A 17,463-nucleotide genomic window follows, 5' to 3' on the forward strand; every position below is an offset into this window, starting at 1 on the left:
CTCATCCCTCTCGAACCAGCCGCCAGCCGTCGACGGATGCCTCGGCACGACCCTCCAGCGCAAGCAGGCCCAGCTGAGCCTGAACCTCGGCGAGGGACAGACCGGATCGGCGAGCGACGTCGTCGAGCGTGCGCCATGCGCGCACCCCGAGCGCGTCGCGCACGCGGATGGCGTCCGGATGCGGGCGGTCCTCGCCGCGGCGGTCGCCGCCCGTGTCCCAGTCGCCGATGAGCTCGAGCACGTCGGTCGGCCGAGTGATGCACGTCGCGTCGAACTCACGCAGCAGCCGATGGCAGCCCTCTGACGTCGAGCTCGTCACCGGCCCCGGCACGGCGCCCAGCGGCCGCCCGAGCGCTGCGGCGTGCCCCGCGGTGTTCAGTGAGCCGCTGCGCCAGCCGGCCTCCACGACGACCGTCGCCGCAGCAGCGGCGGCGATGAGGCGGTTGCGCTGGAGGAAACGCCACTTCGTGGGCGGCCCGCCCGGAGCGACCTCGCTGACCACGGCCCCCTGGTCGGCGATGCGCTGGAACAGATTCGCGTGGGCGGCGGGATACACGCGGTCGGCGCCACCCGCGACGAACGCGACGGTCGTGCCGCCTGCCCCGAGAGCCGCACGATGCGCCGCTCCGTCCACGCCGTAGGCGCCCCCGGAGACGATCGCCACTCCACCGTCCACGAGATCGGCGGCGAGCGCGCCGGCCACGTGCTCGCCGTAGGGTGTGGCAGCGCGTGCGCCGACGAGGGCTGCGGACCTCTCGGTGGAAGAGAGCGCCGCCGCGTCGCCGCGCACCCACAGGGCGAGGGGCCGGTGTGCGCCGAGGTCGTCCACACGCGCGGGCCATCCGGCCCCCTCGGGAGCGAGCAACGTGAGAGCGCTGCGCGCCGCTGCACGGGCGACGTCGGCGATCATGGGCGGATGCAGCCGGGGCTGCCAGCGTTTCGACATGTCCACCAGGTCGCGCGCGAGCACGCCCTGGATCTCCGGGACGGGCAGGCCGGCGACGACGTCCTCCACGATCCGCAACGCGGCGGCAGGTCCGCACTCGCTGATGAGCGCGCCCGCGGTCGCCTCACCGGGCTCGGACAGCACGCTCCATGCCAGGCGGGCGGCGAGGCCCTCCGGATCCTCGACCGGGGACGATATCCGCGCGGCTGCCGCCCGCAGACCCGGGTCGTCGAGCACGCTCGGCGGTCGCTTCGCGGTCATGAGGTGATTCCCTTCTTGAGGAACAGCGCCTGGCCGATCTCGGCGGAGGTGGGGAGGTCGACTCCCGCCAGGTCGGCGAGAGTCCATGCCACGCGCAGCACGCGGTCATAGCCGCGGAGGGTGATCGCGCCGCGCTGCAGTGCGCCCTCGAGGGCACGGCGCGCCTCCGCGGCGATCGGCCGGGGGCCCTGACGCAGCCAGGCGCCCGGCACCTCCGCGTTCACTCGCCAGGGGGTTCCGGCAAGTCGGGCGGTGGCGCGTTCCCGCGCGTCGGATACGCGGACGCTGGCCTCTGCGGTGCTGATCACGGGTGAGTCGTCTGCGCGCGACGACGTCACGCGCTGAAGGCGCAGATCGATGTCCATCCGATCGAGCAGCGGCCCGGACAGCTTGGCGAGGTAGCGGCGGACCACACTCGGCGCGCACGTGCAGGTGCCGCCGCGCACGCCGAACTCCCCGCACGGGCAGGGGTTGGTGGCCAGGACGAGCTGGAATCGGGCGGGGAACTCGGCACGGAATCCGGCGCGGTGGATCTCGATGCGGCCCTGCTCCAACGGCTGACGCAGCGCGTCGAGCACGCCGCCGGGGGCCTCCGCCGCTTCGTCGATGAAGAGCACGCCGCGGGAGGCCCGGGCGATCGCACCCGGTCGGGCCGTGCGCGAGCCGCCCCCGATCAGTGCGGCGATGCTCGCGGAATGGTGGGGTGCCTCGAACGGGGGCGTGCGGTCCAGCGTGGAGATCGTGTGGCCGGCAAGCGAGCGGAGCGACGCGACTTCCAAGGCTGCCTCCTCGTCGAGTGGGGGAAGGATCCCCGGAAGCCGTTGCGCCAGCATCGTCTTTCCCGCGCCGGGTGGCCCGGACATCAGCAGGTGGTGCCCGCCCGCGGCCGCGACGATCAGGGCGTCGACCGCCGCCGGCTGGCCGACGATGTCGGCCAGATCGACGGGATCCGTCGCGGGCGCGGAGGCGGCTTCGCCGGGAACGGGGTCGAGGTCCGGCACCTCGATGTCCGCTCCGTGCCACCGAGCGACCTCCGGAAGCGACACGGCGCCGAGCACCTCCACGCCCGGCACGAGCCGCGCCTCCGGGAGGTTCGCGTGCGGCACGACGAAACGCTCGAAGCCGCGGTTCGCCGCCGCGTGCACGGCGGGCAGCACGCCCGGCACCGGGCGCAGCCTGCCGTCGAGTCCGAGCTCGCCGATGTGCACCGTGCGTGCGAGGGACTCGGCGTTGACGAGCCCGTCGATCGCGAGCGATGCCACGCCGATCGCCAGATCGAACCCCGTGCCCTGTTTCGGGAGACCCGCAGGGGAGAGGTTGACTGTGACGCGACGGTCGGGCAGGCGCATGTCGCTGTTCTCGCAGGCGTTGAGCACCCGCCGCTGCGCCTCGGCCAGCGCCTTGTCCCCAAGACCGATGATGCGGAACTCCGGCTTCTGCGCGGTGACGTCCGCCTCGACCTCGACGAGCTCTCCGCGCAGACCCGTCAGGGCCACGGCCCAGGTGCGCGCGACCCTCATCGCAGACCCTCGAGGTGCTCGAGAGTGCCATGCCGAGGGTCGGCCCCGATGATGGCGATGGCATCCACGCCGACCCGGCCGCGTCGGGCCTTCTCGGGGTGGGCGGCAGCCCACGCGAGCGCGACGTTCCACATCCGCGACAGCTTCGCGTCATCGATGGCCGCGAGCGGGTGGCCGTACGCGATGCTGCGGCGGGTCTTCACCTCGACGGCGGCGATGCGGGAGCCACGCGCCGCGACGATGTCGATCTCGCCCTGCCTGCAGCGCCAGTTGCGCGCGAGGATCTCGTACCCCCGCTCGCGCAGGTACGCCGCCGCGCGCTCTTCTCCCGCCCGTCCCAGTTCGTCTTTGCGTGCCATCTCCCGAGCGTGACGGGTCGGGACGAGCCCGAACCGGCGGATCCGCGATCCGGGAGCGGGCCGCTCGGAAACCGGTCCTGTGAACGAGCCAGCCGCGTCGTCACGGGGCGATCGCGGCCCGTCCGGCGGCATAGGATGGACAGACCATGGATGACGAGGTGTTCGACGACTACGACCGCGAACTCGAGCTGGCGCTCTACAAGGAGTACCGCGACGTGGTCGGCCAGTTCCAGTACGTGATCGAGACGGAGCGGCGCTTCTACCTCGCGAACGACGTCAGCGTCGTGCGTCATGACACCGAGCACGACTTCTACTTCGAGCTGACCATGACGGACGTCTGGGTCTGGGATATCTATCGGGCGGATCGATTCGTGAAGTCGGTGCGTGTGCTCACGTTCAAGGACGTGAACGTCGAGGAGCTCTCGCGCCGCGATTTCCAGCTGCCCGAAGACCTCTCGCTCGACGGCAAGTAGCGGGCGCGCGCAGCGACGCCCCGACGGCGGGTCGGACCCTCATGCTCGCGCGGGAGCGCGAAGCTGGAGGCATGCGGCTGTCACGTGCGATCGAGTCGTTCGCGGAGCACCTCGAGCGGGTGCGCCGACTCTCGCCGGCCACCGTGCGCGCCTATCGCAATGATCTGCGCGGTCTCACCGAGGCGTCGGGCGACCCGGATGTGCGCGACGTCGACCTCGAGCAGCTTCGCGAGTGGCTCTGGCGGGCCACCCAGCACGGCGATGAGCGCTCGACGCTCGCCCGCCGCACGTCGGCCGCGCGCTCCTTCTTCCGCTGGGCGCAGGAGGAGGAGCTGATCGACATCGACCCCAGTCTCCGGCTCGTGGCGCCCAAGCGCGGACGCACCCTGCCGCATGTCGCAACGGCCGACGCCCTGCGGGACGTCCTCGACGCCCTGCAGCAGCGAGCACAGGAGGGGGATCCTGTCGCCCTGCGCGATCACGCGGTTCTCGAGCTCCTCTACGGCTCCGGGGCGCGCGTGTCGGAGCTGTGCGGCCTCGACATCGACGATCTCGACCTCGACCGAGCGACCGTGCGTGTCGTCGGCAAAGGCTCGAAGGAGCGGGTCGTGCCCTTCGGCGCCCCCGCGGCGCGCGCGGTGGGGGCCTACCTGACACGGGCCCGAGACTCCCTCCTCGGTCGCGCGGGGACATCGTCGCCCGCGCTCTTCCTCGGCGTGCGCGGGGGGCGGATCGGCACCCGCGCGGTCTACGATCTGGTGGCCCGAGAGGTCGGTCCGGCGCTCGGATCGAATGCGGTCGGTCCGCACACGCTCCGCCACTCCGCCGCGACCCACCTCCTCGACGGCGGCGCCGACCTGCGGGCCGTGCAGGAACTGCTCGGCCATGCGAGCCTCGGCACGACGCAGATCTACACCCACGTGTCCTCGGAGCGTCTCGCCGCCGCCTATCGGCTGGCGCACCCCCGGGCGTAGCGCTCAGCAGCAGGGGAGCAGGATCGCGCGGGGCACACCCCCCAGGAGCAGCATCGGATTCACGTACTCGCCGTCGAGCCTCACACCCAGATGAAGCGCTCCCGCCTCGACGTGTCCGCCTGCCGCGACGCGACCGACCACCTGACCCCGGTGGACGACGTCGCCGGGCGAGAGCTCCGATGCGACCGGCTCGAGAGTGGTGACGAGGCCGCCGCCGTGATCGATCGTCACGAGCGGACGGTCGACGACCCGCCCTCGGAAGGCGATGACGCCGCCGGCCGGAGCGAGCGCCTCCGCTCCAGGTTCCGCCTTCAGGTCGATGCCGCGGTGCCCGGGCGCGTATGCGTGGGCCGGAGCGGTCCACGGACGCACGATGCGCACGCCATCCGCCACTGGCCATCGCCAGGCCTCGGCGGTCTCGATGCGCTGCGGGGAATCCGTTGCGCCACTCGCGGGAGCGGGCGCTGAGAGCAGCGCCGCGCCGAGCACGAGGGCAGCGAGCAATCGGGGCGGACGAGGAGGCATGCGCCCAGCGTGCCGGGCTCGACGTCGCGCGGAGGCGCGGGTCGGCGGTCCGGGAGTCAGCGCCCGGAGTCGGGGGCCTGTGGACGAGCCGCCGCGGCGCGTCGGGCCTGCGCGCCCCTGATACACTGAGAGACGCATCTCGCATGTCGGGATGACTCCGCGTGCCCAGAGCGACCAGCAGGTCGCGGCATCCACTCCCATCGGTCCCTCGCAGAGGGCGGCAGTGCGCCGGGCACCAGGCTCGCAGATCGTCGATCCGCGAGAAAAAACCGCAATGGCAGGAAGCCGGCTCGGCCGACCCTGCCCGAATGAAGGAGAGACCATGGCTGTGGTCACCATCCGCCAGCTGCTCGACAGCGGCGTCCACTTCGGTCACCAGACGCGTCGCTGGAACCCGAAGGTGAAGCGCTTCATCCTCACGGAGCGCTCGGGCATCCACATCATCGACCTGCAGCAGTCGCTCGGCTACATCGACAAGGCCTACGACTTCGTCAAGGAGACCGTCGCCCGCGGCGGCACCGTGCTCTTCGTCGGAACGAAGAAGCAGGCCCAGGAGGTGCTCGCCGAGCAGGCGACCCGCGTCGGCCAGCCCTACGTGAACGAGCGCTGGCTCGGTGGTCTGCTGACCAACTTCCAGACCGTGTCGAAGCGCCTCGCGCGCATGAAGGAGCTCGAGGAGCTCGACTTCAACGACCCGGCCGGCACCGGCTTCACCAAGAAGGAGCTGCTGCTCAAGAAGCGCGAGCTCGACAAGCTGCACAAGTCGCTCGGCGGCATCCGCAACCTGACCCGCACCCCCTCGGCGCTGTGGGTCGTCGACGCCAAGCGCGAGCACCTCGCCATCGACGAGGCCAAGAAGCTCGGCATCCCCGTCATCGGCATCCTGGACACCAACGTCGACCCCGACGACCTCCAGTTCCCGATCCCGGGCAACGACGACGCCATCCGCTCGGTCGGCCTGCTCACGCGCATCATCGCCGACGCCGCGGCCGAGGGCCTGCAGCAGAAGCACAACCCCGAGGGTGACGCCGAGCCCCTGGCCGAGTGGGAGCAGGAGCTCCTCGAGACGCCGGCCGCCGAGGTTGAGGCGCCCGCCGCCGAGGCTCCCGCCGCCGAGGCGCCCGCCGAGGTCGAGGCCCCGGCCGAGGCCACCGAGTCCACCGAGAAGTAAGTCGCCTGGATCCGATCGGATCCACCGAACCTGAGGAGCCAGTACCAATGGCCAACTTCACCATCGCCGACATCAAGGCGCTGCGCGAGCAGCTCGGCACGGGCATGGTCGACACCAAGAAGGCGCTCGAGGAGGCTGACGGCGACGTCGAGAAGGCCACCGAGATCCTGCGTCTCGCCGGTGCGAAGGGCAACGCGAAGCGCGCCGACCGCTCGACCAGCGAGGGCCTCGTCGCCGCTCGCGAGGTCGACGGCAAGGTGACCCTGCTCGAGCTCGCCTGCGAGACCGACTTCGTCGCCAAGAACGCCCGCTTCCTCGCTCTGGCCGACAAGGTGGCCGACGCGGTCGCCGCCGTCGGCGCCGACTCGGCCGAGGCCGCCCTGGCCGCCCCCGCGGGCGAGCAGACGGTCGCGCAGCTGATCGAGGACGAGGCCGCCATCATCGGCGAGAAGGTCGAGCTGCGTCGCGTGCGCACGCTGGAGGGCGAGGCCTTCCAGGTGTACCTGCACAAGACCAGCAAGGACCTCCCGCCGCAGGTCGGCGTCGTCGTCGCCTACACCGGTGGGGACGCCGAGACCGCTCGCTCGATCGCGCAGCACATCTCGTTCGCGAACCCGTCGTACCTGACGCGCGACGAGGTCCCCGCCGCCGAGGTCGAGAAGGAGCGCGAGCTCGTGACCGAGCTCACGCGTCAGGAGGGCAAGCCCGAGGCCGCCCTCCCGAAGATCGTCGAGGGTCGCCTGAACGCCTACTTCAAGCAGGTCGCCCTGCTCGACCAGGCGTACGCGAAGGACGACAAGCAGTCGGTCGCGCAGGTGGCTCAGGCCGCCGGCATCACCGTGACGGGCTTCGCCCGCTTCAAGGTCGGCGCCTAAGCGTCCCTCAAAGGGGCCCGGATCAGCGGATCCGGGCCCCTTTGCCGCGCACGGGGACCTCTCGTGCGCAAAACCAGCGGCGCCATCCACAGCGGCAGATCACACTGCCACCGGTAGCGTTAGAACGCGACGAGAGGAACACACGTGATCACTGAGAAGACCGGACGCCGCCGCGTCCTCCTGAAGCTCTCCGGCGAGGCCTTCGGAGGCGGGCAGCTGGGTGTGAACCCCGACATCGTCAGTCAGATCGCGCGGGAGATCGCCGAGGCGACCGACACGGTGGAGATCGCCGTGGTCGTCGGCGGCGGTAACTTCTTCCGCGGAGCCGAACTCAGCCAGCGCGGGATGGACCGCGGGCGTGCCGACTACATGGGCATGCTGGGCACGGTCATGAACGCCCTGGCCCTTCAGGACTTCCTCGAGCAGGCCGGCGCCGCCACCCGCGTGCAGTCGGCCATCGAGATGACGCAGGTCGCGGAGCCCTACATCCCGCGGCGCGCCACCCGGCACCTCGAGAAGGGTCGAGTCGTCATCTTCGGCGCGGGCGCGGGCCTGCCCTACTTCTCCACCGACACGGTCGCGGCGCAGCGCGCGCTCGAGATCGGCGCCGACGAGGTGCTCGTCGCCAAGAACGGCGTCGATGGCGTCTACACCGCCGACCCGCGCACGGATCCCGCCGCCACGAAGCTCGACACGGTGAGCTATGGCGACGCGCTGATGCAGGGCCTCAAGGTCGTCGACTCGACGGCGTTCAGCCTCTGCATGGACAACCGCATCGACATGCGCGTGTTCGGCATGGAGCCGGGCAACGTGACGCAGGCCCTGCTCGGCGCTCAGATCGGCACCCTCGTCACCGCGTGACCGACCCCGGGGCGTCCGCACCGCGACGTGCGGGCCGCCCCCAGTAAACTTCGAAGCAACACCCCGACTGAATGGAGTCACTGTGATCGCGGACGTTCTGGCCGAGGCCACCTCCCGTATGGACCGCGCCGTCGAGGCGGCGAAGGAGGACTTCGCATCGGTCCGCACGGGGCGCGCGAACCCCCAGATGTTCCAGAAGGTGCTCGTCGACTACTACGGCACGCCGACCCCTCTGCAGCAGCTCGCCGCCCTCGCCAACCCCGAGGCGCGCACGCTCATCGTCACGCCGTACGACAAGTCGGCTCTGAAGGCGATCGAGGACGCGATCCGCGAGATCCCGAACCTCGGCGCGAACCCGACCAACGACGGAAGCCTGATCCGCATCACCATGCCGGAGCTCACGACCGAGCGCCGCAAGGAGTACGTGAAGATCGTGAAGACCAAGGCCGAGGACGCCAAGGTCCGCGTCCGCGGCATCCGTCGTCAGATCAAGGACGACCTCGACGCGCTGAAGGACGAGGTCGGCGAGGACGACATCGCCCGTGGCGAGAAGGAGCTCGACGCGCTCACGAAGGTGCACGTCGAGAAGATCGACGAGGCGCTGAAGCACAAGGAAGCCGAACTCCTCGAGGTCTGATCCGATGAGCGACGTTCCCGACGCAGAGCGCCCGGCGCCTGAGACGGCGGCCACAGCGCCCGCTTCGGGTGCGCCGCACGATCACCACGCCGCGTTCGAGGCCCGCATCCGCGCGGCCCGCACCGAGTTCGAGGCTCACGCCGCGCACGCCAAGGACCAGTTCGACGAGGCGAACGAGCGGATCAAGCAGCGCACCGGGCGAGATCTGTTCGCGGCGATCGGCATCGGTCTCGCGATCGGCGTCATCGTGGTGTCGTCGCTCGTGTTCGCGAAGTGGATCTTCGCGATCTTCGCTCTCGCTGCCGCGGTGTTCGGCGTCTTCGAGCTGTCTCGCGCACTGCAGGCGAGCGGGCGTCGCATCGACCTCGTTCCCCAGCTCGCGTCGGTGGTGCTTCTGCTCGCCTCGGCCTACTGGGCGGATCTCTGGCTGCACTGGTCGATGATCTTCGCGTGCCTCGCGCTGATCATCGTGTGGCGACTGCTTGTGCAGATGATCGCTCAGGACGGGCGACTGTATGCGGATGTGCTCGCGGACGTCGTGGTGTCGGCGTTCGTCATGCTGTACGTGTCGTTCCTCACGAGCCTGGCCCTGCTGCTCCTGAGGGAGCCCGGGGGCGAGTGGTGGGTGCTGGCCTTCATCGTCGTGGTCGTCACCGCCGACACCGGCGCCTACGCCGCCGGACTGTCATTCGGCAAGCACCCGATGGCGCCCACGATCAGCCCCAAGAAGACGTGGGAGGGCTTTGCCGGAGCGGTGCTCGCGTCGCTTGTGGCCGGTGCGCTGCTTGCGCACTTCATGCTCGGCCTGCCCTGGTGGAGCGGGCTCATCTTCGGTGCGGTGCTCGTGGGCAGCGCGACTGCGGGTGACCTCAGCGAGTCGATGGTCAAGCGCGACCTCGGCGTCAAGGACATGAGCTCGTGGTTGCCGGGACATGGCGGAGTCCTCGATCGACTCGACAGCATCCTGCCGTCCGCCACCGCGGCCCTCGCGCTGCACCACTTCCTTTCGCCCCTGGGGGTCTCATGAGCGACGCTTCCACACGCCCGCAGCCGTTTCCGTCAGCGCAGGGCCGACAGAAGGGCTATGACCGGGCCGCCGTGGATGCGTTCCTGGCCGAGGCCAGGGGCACGTTCGAACGCGGGGGAGGAGCGGCGCTCGATGCGCGCTCCGTGCGCGAGGTCGCGTTCCCCCTCACACGCGGCGGCTATGACGTGGCGGCCGTGGATGCAGCGCTCGGCCGAATCGAGGACGCCTTCGCGGCGCGTGAGCGCGAGCGCGCGATCGCCGTCTCCGGTGCCGACGCGTGGGTGCAGGGCGCCCGGGAGGACGCTCAGGTGATCCTGAATCGCTTGAGCCGCCCGAAGCGCGAGCGCTTCGATCGTGTCGGGGTCTTCGCCTACGGCTACGCGCCGGACGAGGTCGACCTGGTGGCGGATCGCCTCACCCGCTATTTCGAGTCGGGCGAGACCGTCACGGTCGATCAGGTGCGCGGAGCCGCTTTCCGCACCGTGCGCCGCGGCTACCGCGAGGAGCAGGTCGACGCGCTCCTCGACGCCGTGGTCGGTGTGATGCTGGCCGTGCGCTGACGGAGCCGCGGCCGGAGATAACGAGAAGATCACGCTCGCGCGTGACTTCTCCAGGAGGCCCGGGTTACACTCGGGGAACTGTGACTTCCGCCAACGAGACCCGAACCCGAACGGCAGCCCAGATCACCCGACGTGACGCGCGTGCGATCAACCGCCCTGCTGCCGCCCCCGCTTCGACGCGCCTGAACCGTCGTCGCGGCGTGCTGAACGTCTTCGCCGGCGTCGCCGCTTTCGGCTTCCTGGCCGCGTACCTCGTGCCGACCGCCGCCGCTATGGCCGAGGGCACGCCCGGATCCCACTACGACACCGCGCAGGCGGACGCCCAGGTGTACGTCGCCGCGGCCGACCTGGCGCCGTCGGGCGGGCTCGCGTTCGGCGCCGGCTATGGCGTCTCGCTGCAGCCCCAGGCTGACGGAAGCCCGCACCCCAAGGCTTCTGCGGAGGAATGGGCGGCGTACGCCGGATCGCAGGGCGTGGAGGTGCCCGCCGGCGCTTCGCGTGAGGAGATCCAGGCGGCGATCGACGCAGCGGCCAAGAAGGCCGAGGAGGAAGCCGAAGCCGAAGAGGCGAAGAAGGCCACGGTCGCCTCCACCGGTGGTGTGGCTCTGCAGCCCGTGCTCTACACCGGCGGCGGTTCGCCGGCGGAGTGGATGGCCGCCGCGGGTATCGCGCAGGGCGACTGGGGCTACGTCGACTACATCGTGAGCCGCGAGAGCGGCTGGAACCCCAATGCGACAAACGCGTCGTCCGGCGCGTGCGGCCTCGTCCAGGCGCTTCCCTGCAGCAAGGTGCCGGGCGGCGGCTACAACCCCGTCGCGAACCTGCAGTGGGCGAACGGCTATGCGGTCGGCCGCTACGGGAGCTGGGCCAGCGCCTACGCATTCTGGACCTCCAACCACTGGTGGTGAGCGCGGCGCATGCCACGCTCGAACCGTCGTCGCCGTGACGACCGGGGCGATGATCCGCTCGACCGCCTGATCGCCGGCTGGCGGCGCACGGAGACACGTCGCGGACGCGAGTACTCGGTGCAGCCGGTCTCGGGTGCGCGCGCGGAGAAGTCCTACACGTGTCCGGGCTGCCGCGGCACGATCGACGTCGGCGTCCCCCACGTCGTCGTGTGGAGTGAAGACGGCATCATGGGTGCCGCCGCCGATCTCGCTGCGCGTCGCCACTGGCACACTCACTGCTGGAGAACGGCCTGATCGGCCCGGAGAGGACATTCATGGAGATCCGCGGCGCCGCACTGCTGCCTGCCACACGCGAGGACATCGAGCTGCACACGAGCGACGGCCTCACGCTGGTCGGCGAGCTGGCGCTGCCCGCGGACCGTACGCCGGTCGCGACCATCGTCGCCCTGCATCCGCTCCCGACGCACGGCGGCTTCATGGACTCCCACATCATCCGCAAGGCCGCGGCACGTCTGCCCGCCCTGGCCGATCTCGCGGTGCTGCGTTTCAACACGCGCGGCACCGCCTCGCCGCGCGGCACCAGCGACGGCCGATTCGGCGAGGGCGTCAGCGAAGTGGCCGATGTGGCCGCCGCGATGGCGTTCGTCGCCGAGCGGAGACTTCCGAACCCGTGGATCCTCGGGTGGTCCTTCGGCACGGAACTCGCGCTCAAGTACGGCCGCGAGCACCCCACGCGCGGCACCATCCTGCTGTCGCCGCCGCTGCACCGCACGACCGACGACGAGCTTCGTGCGTGGGCGGGCGACCCGCGCCCTCTCGTCGCACTGATCCCCGAGTTCGACGATTACCTGCGACCCGACGAGGCCGCGGAGCGGTTCTCGCTCATTCCCCATCTGCGGCTGATCGCCGTCGAGGAGGGCAAGCATCTCTGGGTCGGCGAGAAGCAGACCTACCGCGTGCTCACGGAGATCGTGCGGGCGATCAACCCCGCGGCGCTTCCGCTGCCGACCGAGTGGGCCGGCTGAGGACGCGCACCGCGCGCTCCGTCAGAGCTGGTTCATCCTCGGGATGACCACCTGGCGGTAGATGATCAGCACGCTCGCGGCGACCGGAATCGCGATGAGCGCGCCGAGCAGGCCGAGCAGTGCGCCACCGGCGAGCGCCGCCACGACCACGACGCCGCCCGGCACGGAGACCGCCCGGCTCATGATGCGCGGAGACAGCACGTACGCCTCGATCTGCATGTAGATCAGGTAGTAGACCGCCGCGATCACCGCCGTCGTCGGCGACCCCACGCCCGGGATCAGGCAGGTGAGGACGATCACGGCCGATCCGGAGATCGTGCCGACGAGCGGGATCATCGAGCCGAAGAACGCGACCACCGCCAGCACCGCGGGGAACGGCGCGCTGATGATGTTGAGGAAGATCAGGCTCAGGACGCCGTTGATGACCGCGAGGCTCATTTGGCCCATCACGTAGTAGCCGACCGAGTCGGTGATCTGGTCGCCGAGCGAGACGAAGGTTGCGCGCTTCGAGGCGGGGGCGAGCTGATAGATCGACCGCTTCAGCGACGGGGTCGAGGCGGTGAAGTAGATCGTGAGGATCACGACGATGAACGCGCCGAACAGCCCGTTCACCACCCCGAAGGTGACGCCGAGCACGCTCTCGCTGATCGTGTCGATGTTGTCATTGAGCCAGCCGTTGATGTTCTCGAGCACCTCATCGATCTTGAGGGCCGGCAGCAGCGAGTGCAGCCACGTGCGCAGCTCGTCGAGCCAGGTGCCGCGCGACACGATCTCGCTCACCTCCTTCACCAGCGCGCTGATCTGGTCGACCAGCACGGGAAGGATGATCAGCACGAGCCCGGTGAACAGGCCGAGCACCGCCACCAGGGTGATGAGCACCGCGGCCCAGCGCGGGAACCGGTGACGCTCGAGCCAGGAGACGACCGGATCCAGACCCAGAGCGATGAACAGTGCGGTGCCGACGTACAGAAGGATCGTCGAGAGGGTCTGCACGCTCTGCAGCAAGAGGATGCCCAGCCCGACGCCGAGGGTCGCGACGAGCGCGAGACGGAACGGGTTGTGGATCTTCACGGGGCCTCCTCGAGCGCGGCTGGTACCTCGCCAGAATAGGGGGAGCGGACGATATCGCGATGCTCGACGGGCCCGGAGGCGGTACACAGCGCGTGGCAGATAAGCTGGGACGTCTGAACCAGACCCGTTGCGTTCCGAAGCGCGGGTCGCGTGAGGAGTCGAATTCGTGCGTTTCGTCTGGGCAGTCATCGCCTTCGTGCTGGCGGCCGCGCTCATCGGCGCCGGCATCGCACAGCGCACCGTGTTCCTCGGGCCTGACGAGGCGACCATGAAGGTCGAGATCTCGGAGCCCCAGCCCTACACGCTCGTTGATGCCGAGGTCTTCCGCGCTCACGCAGGACTGCAGACCCTTCAGGTCTCGGGATCGGACACGATCTACCTGGCCTACGGCCGCACCTCCGACATGGAGGCGTGGCTGGCGGATGCGCCGTTCACCCACGTGACGCTCGACGCAGACGGCACCGCCGTGGCGGAGTCGGTCGAGGCGGAGACGCCGACCTATGAGGGTGAGTTCTCCGGCCGCAATCCCGCGGGGGCCGACCTGTGGCTCGACGAGTACACGTCGGACACCGGCACTCTGAACAAGAAGCTGCAGCTGCCGGACGGCGTGAGCGTTCTCCTCGCCTCGGATGGCACCGCGCCCGCGCCGTCGGACGTCTCCATCGTCTGGCCGATCTCGAACGCCACGCCGTGGGCCGGCCCTCTCATCGTGCTGGGCGGCATCCTGCTGCTGCTCGGTCTGATCCTGTACTTCCTGGGGGTGCGGCACGTGCGCCGCTCCCGCGGTCCGCGCCGCAAGGGCCGCATGACGCCGCCCACGCGTCCGCGGGCGCTGGGGGCGGGTCGCCGCAAGCCGGCGCTGACGGCCCCCGAGCCGCAGAAGGAGATCACCGCGGGTGAGGAGACCGACGGCGAGACCGAGGCCGAGACGGGATCGCCGGACCCGGACACCGGCCGCTCGCCGCGAGGAGGTCGTCGCGCCCTGATCGCGCTTCCGGCGATGGGCCTCACGGTCGCGCTGCTCACGGGGTGCTCGCCTGACGCGTGGCCGCAGCTCGCCGAGACGCCGACGCCCTCGCCGACGGAGACCGTCGTGGCGCCCGAGCACCAGCAGGCTCCCGCGCTCACCGAGGCGCAGGCTGCGCGTATCGCCGAGTCCATCGCCGCCACCGTCGCCGAGGCCGACGAGAAGCGGGACGGCGATCTGGCCGCCACGCGACTCGAAGGCGTGGCGCTCGAGGTGCGCAAGGTCAACTACAAGGTGCGCTCGGGCTCGGGCGACTTCGCCGCGCCCCAGCCGCTGCCCGGCGGCGGCGTGCAGATCCTGCTGCCGCAGGCGTTCGACGAGTGGCCGCGCAACGCGATGATGATCGTCGAGGGCGCGACGCCCGCCGAGGGTGAGCAGCAGGCGCCGCCGGCGATCATGAACATCACGCAGGCGGATCCGTGGTCCAACTACAAGGTGACGACCTTCGCGTATCTCGAGGCCTCCGTGGAGATCCCGAAGCTCGCACCGGCCTGGCTGGGCTCGTCGCTGATCCCGCCGGACTCGTCCTTCCTGCAGATCGCGCCGGATCAGCTCGCGGCCGCGTACGCCGACGTGCTGCAGAACGGCGACTCCAGCAAGTACGCCTCGATGTTCGATCTCGAGAGCGACGCGTTCCGTTCGGCGCTCGAGACCTCGCGTGCCGAATCCCTGAAGATCCTCTCTGACAAGGGCGGTGCCGAGACGGCGGAGATGACGTTCGAGCAGCGCGCCGGAGCCGCGGATCCCGTGGCCCTCGGAACGCTCGAGAACGGCGCCCTGGTGGCCGTCACGCTCGACACGACCATCGTGACGAAGCCGAAGGAGGAGGGGGTGTTCATCGAATTCGACAGCAACCCGGCCGCCCGTGTGCTGCTGGGCACGGACAAGAACACCACCGGCGTTGTGGAGACGAACACGAATCAGCTCTTCTTCGCGGTGCCCGCGAAGGGATCGGACGAAGCGATCCGCGTGCTCGGGTTCGCCGGTGGCCTCGTGGACGGACTCCGTTCGATCGACGCCGTGAAGTGATCCCGGCCCCTCTCCTCTCCCTGACCCTCCCGACGAAGGACGACCGATGAGCGACCCCTCCGGCCTGACTGCCGCCGCCCTGCGCGGTGCCGTCGACCTCTCCTCCCTCCGCAACCGCCCCGCGCCCGCCTCGGCGCCCGCGGGCGGGGCGCCGAACGGGTCGTCGTCCCCCGGCGGCGAGACCGCATCGTCGCTGGTCGCTGATGTCACGGACGCGTCGTTCGGCCACGTCCTGGAGCTCTCGCGCAGCGTGCCCGTGGTCGTCGAGCTGTGGTCGCCCCGAGCGGGAGGGACGGATGCGGGACTCGCCAACGCCGTGCGTGCACAGGGCGGCCGTCTTGTGCTCGTCCGCGTCGATGCCGACGCCAACCCGCAGCTCGTCCAGGCGTTCCGCCCGCAGTCGATCCCCATGGCGATCGCTCTCGTGGCAGGGCAGCCCGTTCCCTTGTTCGCGGGTGCTGTGCCCGAGGAGCAGCTCGGTCAGGTGTTCGCGCAGCTGCTTCAGCTCGCGGCGCAGAACGGCGTGACGGGGACGGTGCCCGCGGAGGACGCGGAGGCGCCCGCAGCAGAGGGAGAGCGGCCTCTGCCGCCGCTGCACGCCGAGGCGTTCGCGGCGATCGAGGTGGGCGACTACACCCGAGCGATCGCCGCCTACGAGCAGGCTCTCAAGGAGAACCCGCGCGATGAGGAGGCGCAGGCCGGGCTCGGTCAGGTGCGCCTGCTCTCGCGCGTTCAGGGCGTCGATCTGCAGGCCGCGCGCGCGGCGGCCGCGGCCGCCCCGCAGGACGTCGAGGCTCAGATGCGGGTCGCCGACCTCGACATCAGCGGGGGACACGTCGAGGACGCGTTCGATCGCCTTCTCGAGCTTTTCGCCGCGTTGCCGGCCGATGAGCGGGCGCCCGTCCGCGAGCGCCTGCTGGAGCTGTTCGGGCTCGTCGGCGCCGCCGACCCGCGCGTCGTGCGCGCCCGCGGTCGCCTGACCTCCCTGCTGTTCTGAATCGCGGACCCCGTTGTGACGGTCTATCTCGACCACGCGGCGACGTCTCCGCTTCGGCCCGAGGCGCGCGACGCGTGGCTCGAGGCGACGGGTCACCTGGGCAACGCGTCCTCGATCCATGGTGCGGGGCAGGACGCGCGCCGTCTCCTCGAAGATGCGCGGGAGCGTCTCGCCGCGGTTTTGGACTGCCAGCCGATCGAGGTCGTGTTCACCTCCGGCGGTACGGAGTCGATCAACCTCGCGCTCAAGGGACTCTGGTGGTCGCGCCGTCCCGGGACCGAAGCGCTCGTGCTCCCGGACGGCGAGCACCACGCGACACTCGACACGGTCGGCTGGCTGCGCAGCCACGAGGGAACGCAGGTCGTTCCGGTCGCACTCGACCGCCATGCCCGGATCCGTCCGGATCGCCTCGCGGATTCGCTGGGGGAGCAGGTCGCCCTGGCCACCGCGCTCGTCGCTAACAACGAGGCGGGCACGGTCAACGACGCCGCGGCGCTGGCCGCCGTCGCAGCCGAGCGCGGCGTGCCGCTCCACCTGGACGCGGTGGCCGCGTTCGGGCACGTGCCCGTCGCCTTCCGTGCGTGGCGTGGTGCGGCATCCGGATCCGCAGGGCTTGTCGCCTTGAGCGTGTCCGGCCACAAGATCGGTGCGCCTGTCGGCACGGGCGCGCTCGTCGTGTCGCGCGACGCGACGCTGACCGCCCTGCAGCATGGAGGCGGCCAGCAGCGCGCGTTGCGCGCGGGCACTCAGGACGTGGCGGGCGCCACCGCCCTGGCCGTCGCCGCCGAACTCGCCCAGGCGGAGTTCGAGACGGAGGCCGTGCGGCTCGCGGCGCTGCGCGACCGGCTCCTCGGCCGCCTGCGCGAGGAGATCCCCGAGCTGGTCCTGCTCGGCGATCCCGTGGACCGCCTCCCCGGCAGCCTGCACGTGCATCTGCCGGGTGCGGCCGGCGAGTCGCTGCTCTACCTGCTCGACCGCGCGGGCATCGCGGTGTCGACAGGATCGGCCTGTCAGGCGGGCGTGCCCGAGCCGTCGCATGTCGTGATGGCGATGGGGCTCGACGAACGGGCGGCGCGTCAGGTGCTGCGCATCACGCTGGGCCGCACCAGCACTCCGCAGGACGTCGATGCGCTCGCGGACGCGCTGCCGACGGCCTACCGCACGGCCGCGCGCCGCTGATCCGGCCCGCCCAGATCCGGCCGTTGGCCCGGGCCCGC

Annotated in this window: 19 protein-coding genes; 14 read left to right on the forward strand and 5 right to left on the reverse strand. The window is 70.8% G+C overall.

Annotated features, from left to right (window positions below):
• Window position 1: 1 nt before the first annotated feature.
• From dprA to J5V96_RS10770, 3 genes are read right to left on the reverse strand one after another with little or no spacing between them, the layout of a single operon-like run.
• Window positions 2-1,207, reverse strand: a complete 1,206-nt coding sequence (gene dprA, locus J5V96_RS10760) for a DNA-processing protein DprA (protein ID WP_208503660.1) — start codon at window positions 1,205-1,207, stop codon at window positions 2-4.
• Window positions 1,204-2,727, reverse strand: coding sequence for a YifB family Mg chelatase-like AAA ATPase (locus J5V96_RS10765; RefSeq protein ID WP_208503663.1), 1,524 nt, complete (start codon window positions 2,725-2,727; stop codon window positions 1,204-1,206). Before J5V96_RS10765 ends, dprA begins: the two co-directional genes overlap by 4 nt.
• Entirely contained in the window at window positions 2,724-3,086 is a 363-nt protein-coding gene (locus tag J5V96_RS10770) for a YraN family protein (RefSeq protein WP_208503665.1), read from the reverse strand. The genes J5V96_RS10765 and J5V96_RS10770 overlap by 4 nt, the downstream gene beginning before the upstream one ends.
• 146 nt (window positions 3,087-3,232) lie before the next feature.
• Here J5V96_RS10770 and J5V96_RS10775 point away from each other — a divergent pair, with 146 nt between their 5' ends.
• Together J5V96_RS10775 and J5V96_RS10780 are read left to right on the forward strand one after the other, a co-directional pair.
• Window positions 3,233-3,559 (forward strand): DUF2469 domain-containing protein, encoded by a 327-nt coding sequence (locus J5V96_RS10775; RefSeq protein WP_208503667.1) that lies wholly within the window; start codon window positions 3,233-3,235, stop codon window positions 3,557-3,559.
• Window positions 3,560-3,630: 71 nt separating this feature from the next.
• The gene (locus J5V96_RS10780) at window positions 3,631-4,533 is read left to right on the forward strand and encodes a tyrosine recombinase XerC (RefSeq protein ID WP_208503668.1); all 903 of its coding nucleotides are present in this window, start codon (window positions 3,631-3,633) and stop codon (window positions 4,531-4,533) included.
• A gap of 3 nt (window positions 4,534-4,536) precedes the next feature.
• Here the strand turns inward: J5V96_RS10780 and J5V96_RS10785 are convergent, their stop codons facing one another.
• Window positions 4,537-5,058 (reverse strand): murein hydrolase activator EnvC family protein, encoded by a 522-nt coding sequence (locus J5V96_RS10785; RefSeq protein WP_208503670.1) that lies wholly within the window; start codon window positions 5,056-5,058, stop codon window positions 4,537-4,539.
• Window positions 5,059-5,380: 322 nt separating this feature from the next.
• On the opposite strand from J5V96_RS10785, the gene rpsB reads away from it, so the two are divergent.
• The 9 genes from rpsB to J5V96_RS10830 all read left to right on the forward strand — a co-directional run bounded on the left by rpsB (window position 5,381) and on the right by J5V96_RS10830 (window position 12,122).
• Window positions 5,381-6,229 carry a 30S ribosomal protein S2 gene (gene rpsB / locus J5V96_RS10790; RefSeq protein ID WP_208503672.1) on the forward strand — a complete coding sequence of 283 codons (849 nt, stop codon included), beginning with the start codon at window positions 5,381-5,383 and terminating at the stop codon, window positions 6,227-6,229.
• Between the two features lie 47 nt (window positions 6,230-6,276).
• Window positions 6,277-7,104 carry a translation elongation factor Ts gene (tsf, locus tag J5V96_RS10795; protein WP_208503673.1) on the forward strand — a complete coding sequence of 276 codons (828 nt, stop codon included), beginning with the start codon at window positions 6,277-6,279 and terminating at the stop codon, window positions 7,102-7,104.
• A 144-nt stretch (window positions 7,105-7,248) separates the two neighbouring features.
• Entirely contained in the window at window positions 7,249-7,965 is a 717-nt protein-coding gene (pyrH, locus tag J5V96_RS10800; protein WP_208503675.1) for a UMP kinase, read from the forward strand.
• A gap of 82 nt (window positions 7,966-8,047) precedes the next feature.
• Window positions 8,048-8,602: a ribosome recycling factor gene (frr, locus tag J5V96_RS10805; protein WP_208503676.1), complete on the forward strand. Its 555-nt coding sequence runs from the start codon at window positions 8,048-8,050 to the stop codon at window positions 8,600-8,602.
• A 4-nt stretch (window positions 8,603-8,606) separates the two neighbouring features.
• Window positions 8,607-9,629, forward strand: coding sequence for a phosphatidate cytidylyltransferase (locus J5V96_RS10810; protein ID WP_208503677.1), 1,023 nt, complete (start codon window positions 8,607-8,609; stop codon window positions 9,627-9,629).
• Window positions 9,626-10,189 (forward strand): DivIVA domain-containing protein, encoded by a 564-nt coding sequence (locus J5V96_RS10815; protein ID WP_208503678.1) that lies wholly within the window; start codon window positions 9,626-9,628, stop codon window positions 10,187-10,189. The genes J5V96_RS10810 and J5V96_RS10815 overlap by 4 nt, the downstream gene beginning before the upstream one ends.
• 80 nt (window positions 10,190-10,269) lie before the next feature.
• Entirely contained in the window at window positions 10,270-11,097 is an 828-nt protein-coding gene (locus J5V96_RS17055; RefSeq protein WP_236014748.1) for an aggregation-promoting factor C-terminal-like domain-containing protein, read from the forward strand.
• 9 nt (window positions 11,098-11,106) lie between these two features.
• Entirely contained in the window at window positions 11,107-11,391 is a 285-nt protein-coding gene (locus J5V96_RS10825) for an Rv1322 family protein (protein ID WP_208503679.1), read from the forward strand.
• A 20-nt stretch (window positions 11,392-11,411) separates the two neighbouring features.
• Window positions 11,412-12,122 carry an alpha/beta hydrolase gene (locus tag J5V96_RS10830; protein WP_208503680.1) on the forward strand — a complete coding sequence of 237 codons (711 nt, stop codon included), beginning with the start codon at window positions 11,412-11,414 and terminating at the stop codon, window positions 12,120-12,122.
• A 21-nt stretch (window positions 12,123-12,143) separates the two neighbouring features.
• On the opposite strand, the gene J5V96_RS10835 is transcribed toward J5V96_RS10830, so the two are convergent.
• Entirely contained in the window at window positions 12,144-13,193 is a 1,050-nt protein-coding gene (locus J5V96_RS10835; RefSeq protein ID WP_208503682.1) for an AI-2E family transporter, read from the reverse strand.
• A gap of 166 nt (window positions 13,194-13,359) precedes the next feature.
• On the opposite strand from J5V96_RS10835, the gene J5V96_RS10840 reads away from it, so the two are divergent.
• Genes J5V96_RS10840 through J5V96_RS10850 form a run of 3 tightly spaced genes read left to right on the forward strand, consistent with a single transcriptional unit; the run spans window position 13,360 to window position 17,425 of the window.
• Window positions 13,360-15,249, forward strand: coding sequence for a DUF8094 domain-containing protein (locus J5V96_RS10840; RefSeq protein ID WP_208503684.1), 1,890 nt, complete (start codon window positions 13,360-13,362; stop codon window positions 15,247-15,249).
• Between the two features lie 46 nt (window positions 15,250-15,295).
• Window positions 15,296-16,246, forward strand: coding sequence for a tetratricopeptide repeat protein (locus J5V96_RS10845; protein ID WP_208503686.1), 951 nt, complete (start codon window positions 15,296-15,298; stop codon window positions 16,244-16,246).
• Window positions 16,247-16,261: 15 nt separating this feature from the next.
• The gene (locus J5V96_RS10850) at window positions 16,262-17,425 is read left to right on the forward strand and encodes a cysteine desulfurase family protein (RefSeq protein ID WP_208503687.1); all 1,164 of its coding nucleotides are present in this window, start codon (window positions 16,262-16,264) and stop codon (window positions 17,423-17,425) included.
• Window positions 17,426-17,463 lie beyond the last annotated feature (38 nt).

This window comes from Microbacterium stercoris (genome assembly GCF_017592545.1).
Classification (GTDB): domain Bacteria; phylum Actinomycetota; class Actinomycetes; order Actinomycetales; family Microbacteriaceae; genus Microbacterium; species Microbacterium stercoris.

What these genes read in the sequence shown, in the direction of transcription:
- J5V96_RS10845 (WP_208503686.1), top strand. Translation starts at nt 15,296, where the DNA reads ATGAGCGACCCCTCCGGCCTGACTGCCGCCGCCCTGCGCGGTGCCGTC.
- dprA (WP_208503660.1), bottom strand. Translation starts at nt 1,207, where the DNA reads ATGACCGCGAAGCGACCGCCGAGCGTGCTCGACGACCCGGGTCTGCGG.
- J5V96_RS10825 (WP_208503679.1), top strand. Translation starts at nt 11,107, where the DNA reads ATGCCACGCTCGAACCGTCGTCGCCGTGACGACCGGGGCGATGATCCG.
- J5V96_RS10775 (WP_208503667.1), top strand. Translation starts at nt 3,233, where the DNA reads ATGGATGACGAGGTGTTCGACGACTACGACCGCGAACTCGAGCTGGCG.
- J5V96_RS10780 (WP_208503668.1), top strand. Translation starts at nt 3,631, where the DNA reads ATGCGGCTGTCACGTGCGATCGAGTCGTTCGCGGAGCACCTCGAGCGG.
- J5V96_RS10830 (WP_208503680.1), top strand. Translation starts at nt 11,412, where the DNA reads ATGGAGATCCGCGGCGCCGCACTGCTGCCTGCCACACGCGAGGACATC.
- J5V96_RS10765 (WP_208503663.1), bottom strand. Translation starts at nt 2,727, where the DNA reads ATGAGGGTCGCGCGCACCTGGGCCGTGGCCCTGACGGGTCTGCGCGGA.
- rpsB (WP_208503672.1), top strand. Translation starts at nt 5,381, where the DNA reads ATGGCTGTGGTCACCATCCGCCAGCTGCTCGACAGCGGCGTCCACTTC.
- J5V96_RS10785 (WP_208503670.1), bottom strand. Translation starts at nt 5,058, where the DNA reads ATGCCTCCTCGTCCGCCCCGATTGCTCGCTGCCCTCGTGCTCGGCGCG.
- J5V96_RS10815 (WP_208503678.1), top strand. Translation starts at nt 9,626, where the DNA reads ATGAGCGACGCTTCCACACGCCCGCAGCCGTTTCCGTCAGCGCAGGGC.
- J5V96_RS10770 (WP_208503665.1), bottom strand. Translation starts at nt 3,086, where the DNA reads ATGGCACGCAAAGACGAACTGGGACGGGCGGGAGAAGAGCGCGCGGCG.
- J5V96_RS10810 (WP_208503677.1), top strand. Translation starts at nt 8,607, where the DNA reads ATGAGCGACGTTCCCGACGCAGAGCGCCCGGCGCCTGAGACGGCGGCC.
- tsf (WP_208503673.1), top strand. Translation starts at nt 6,277, where the DNA reads ATGGCCAACTTCACCATCGCCGACATCAAGGCGCTGCGCGAGCAGCTC.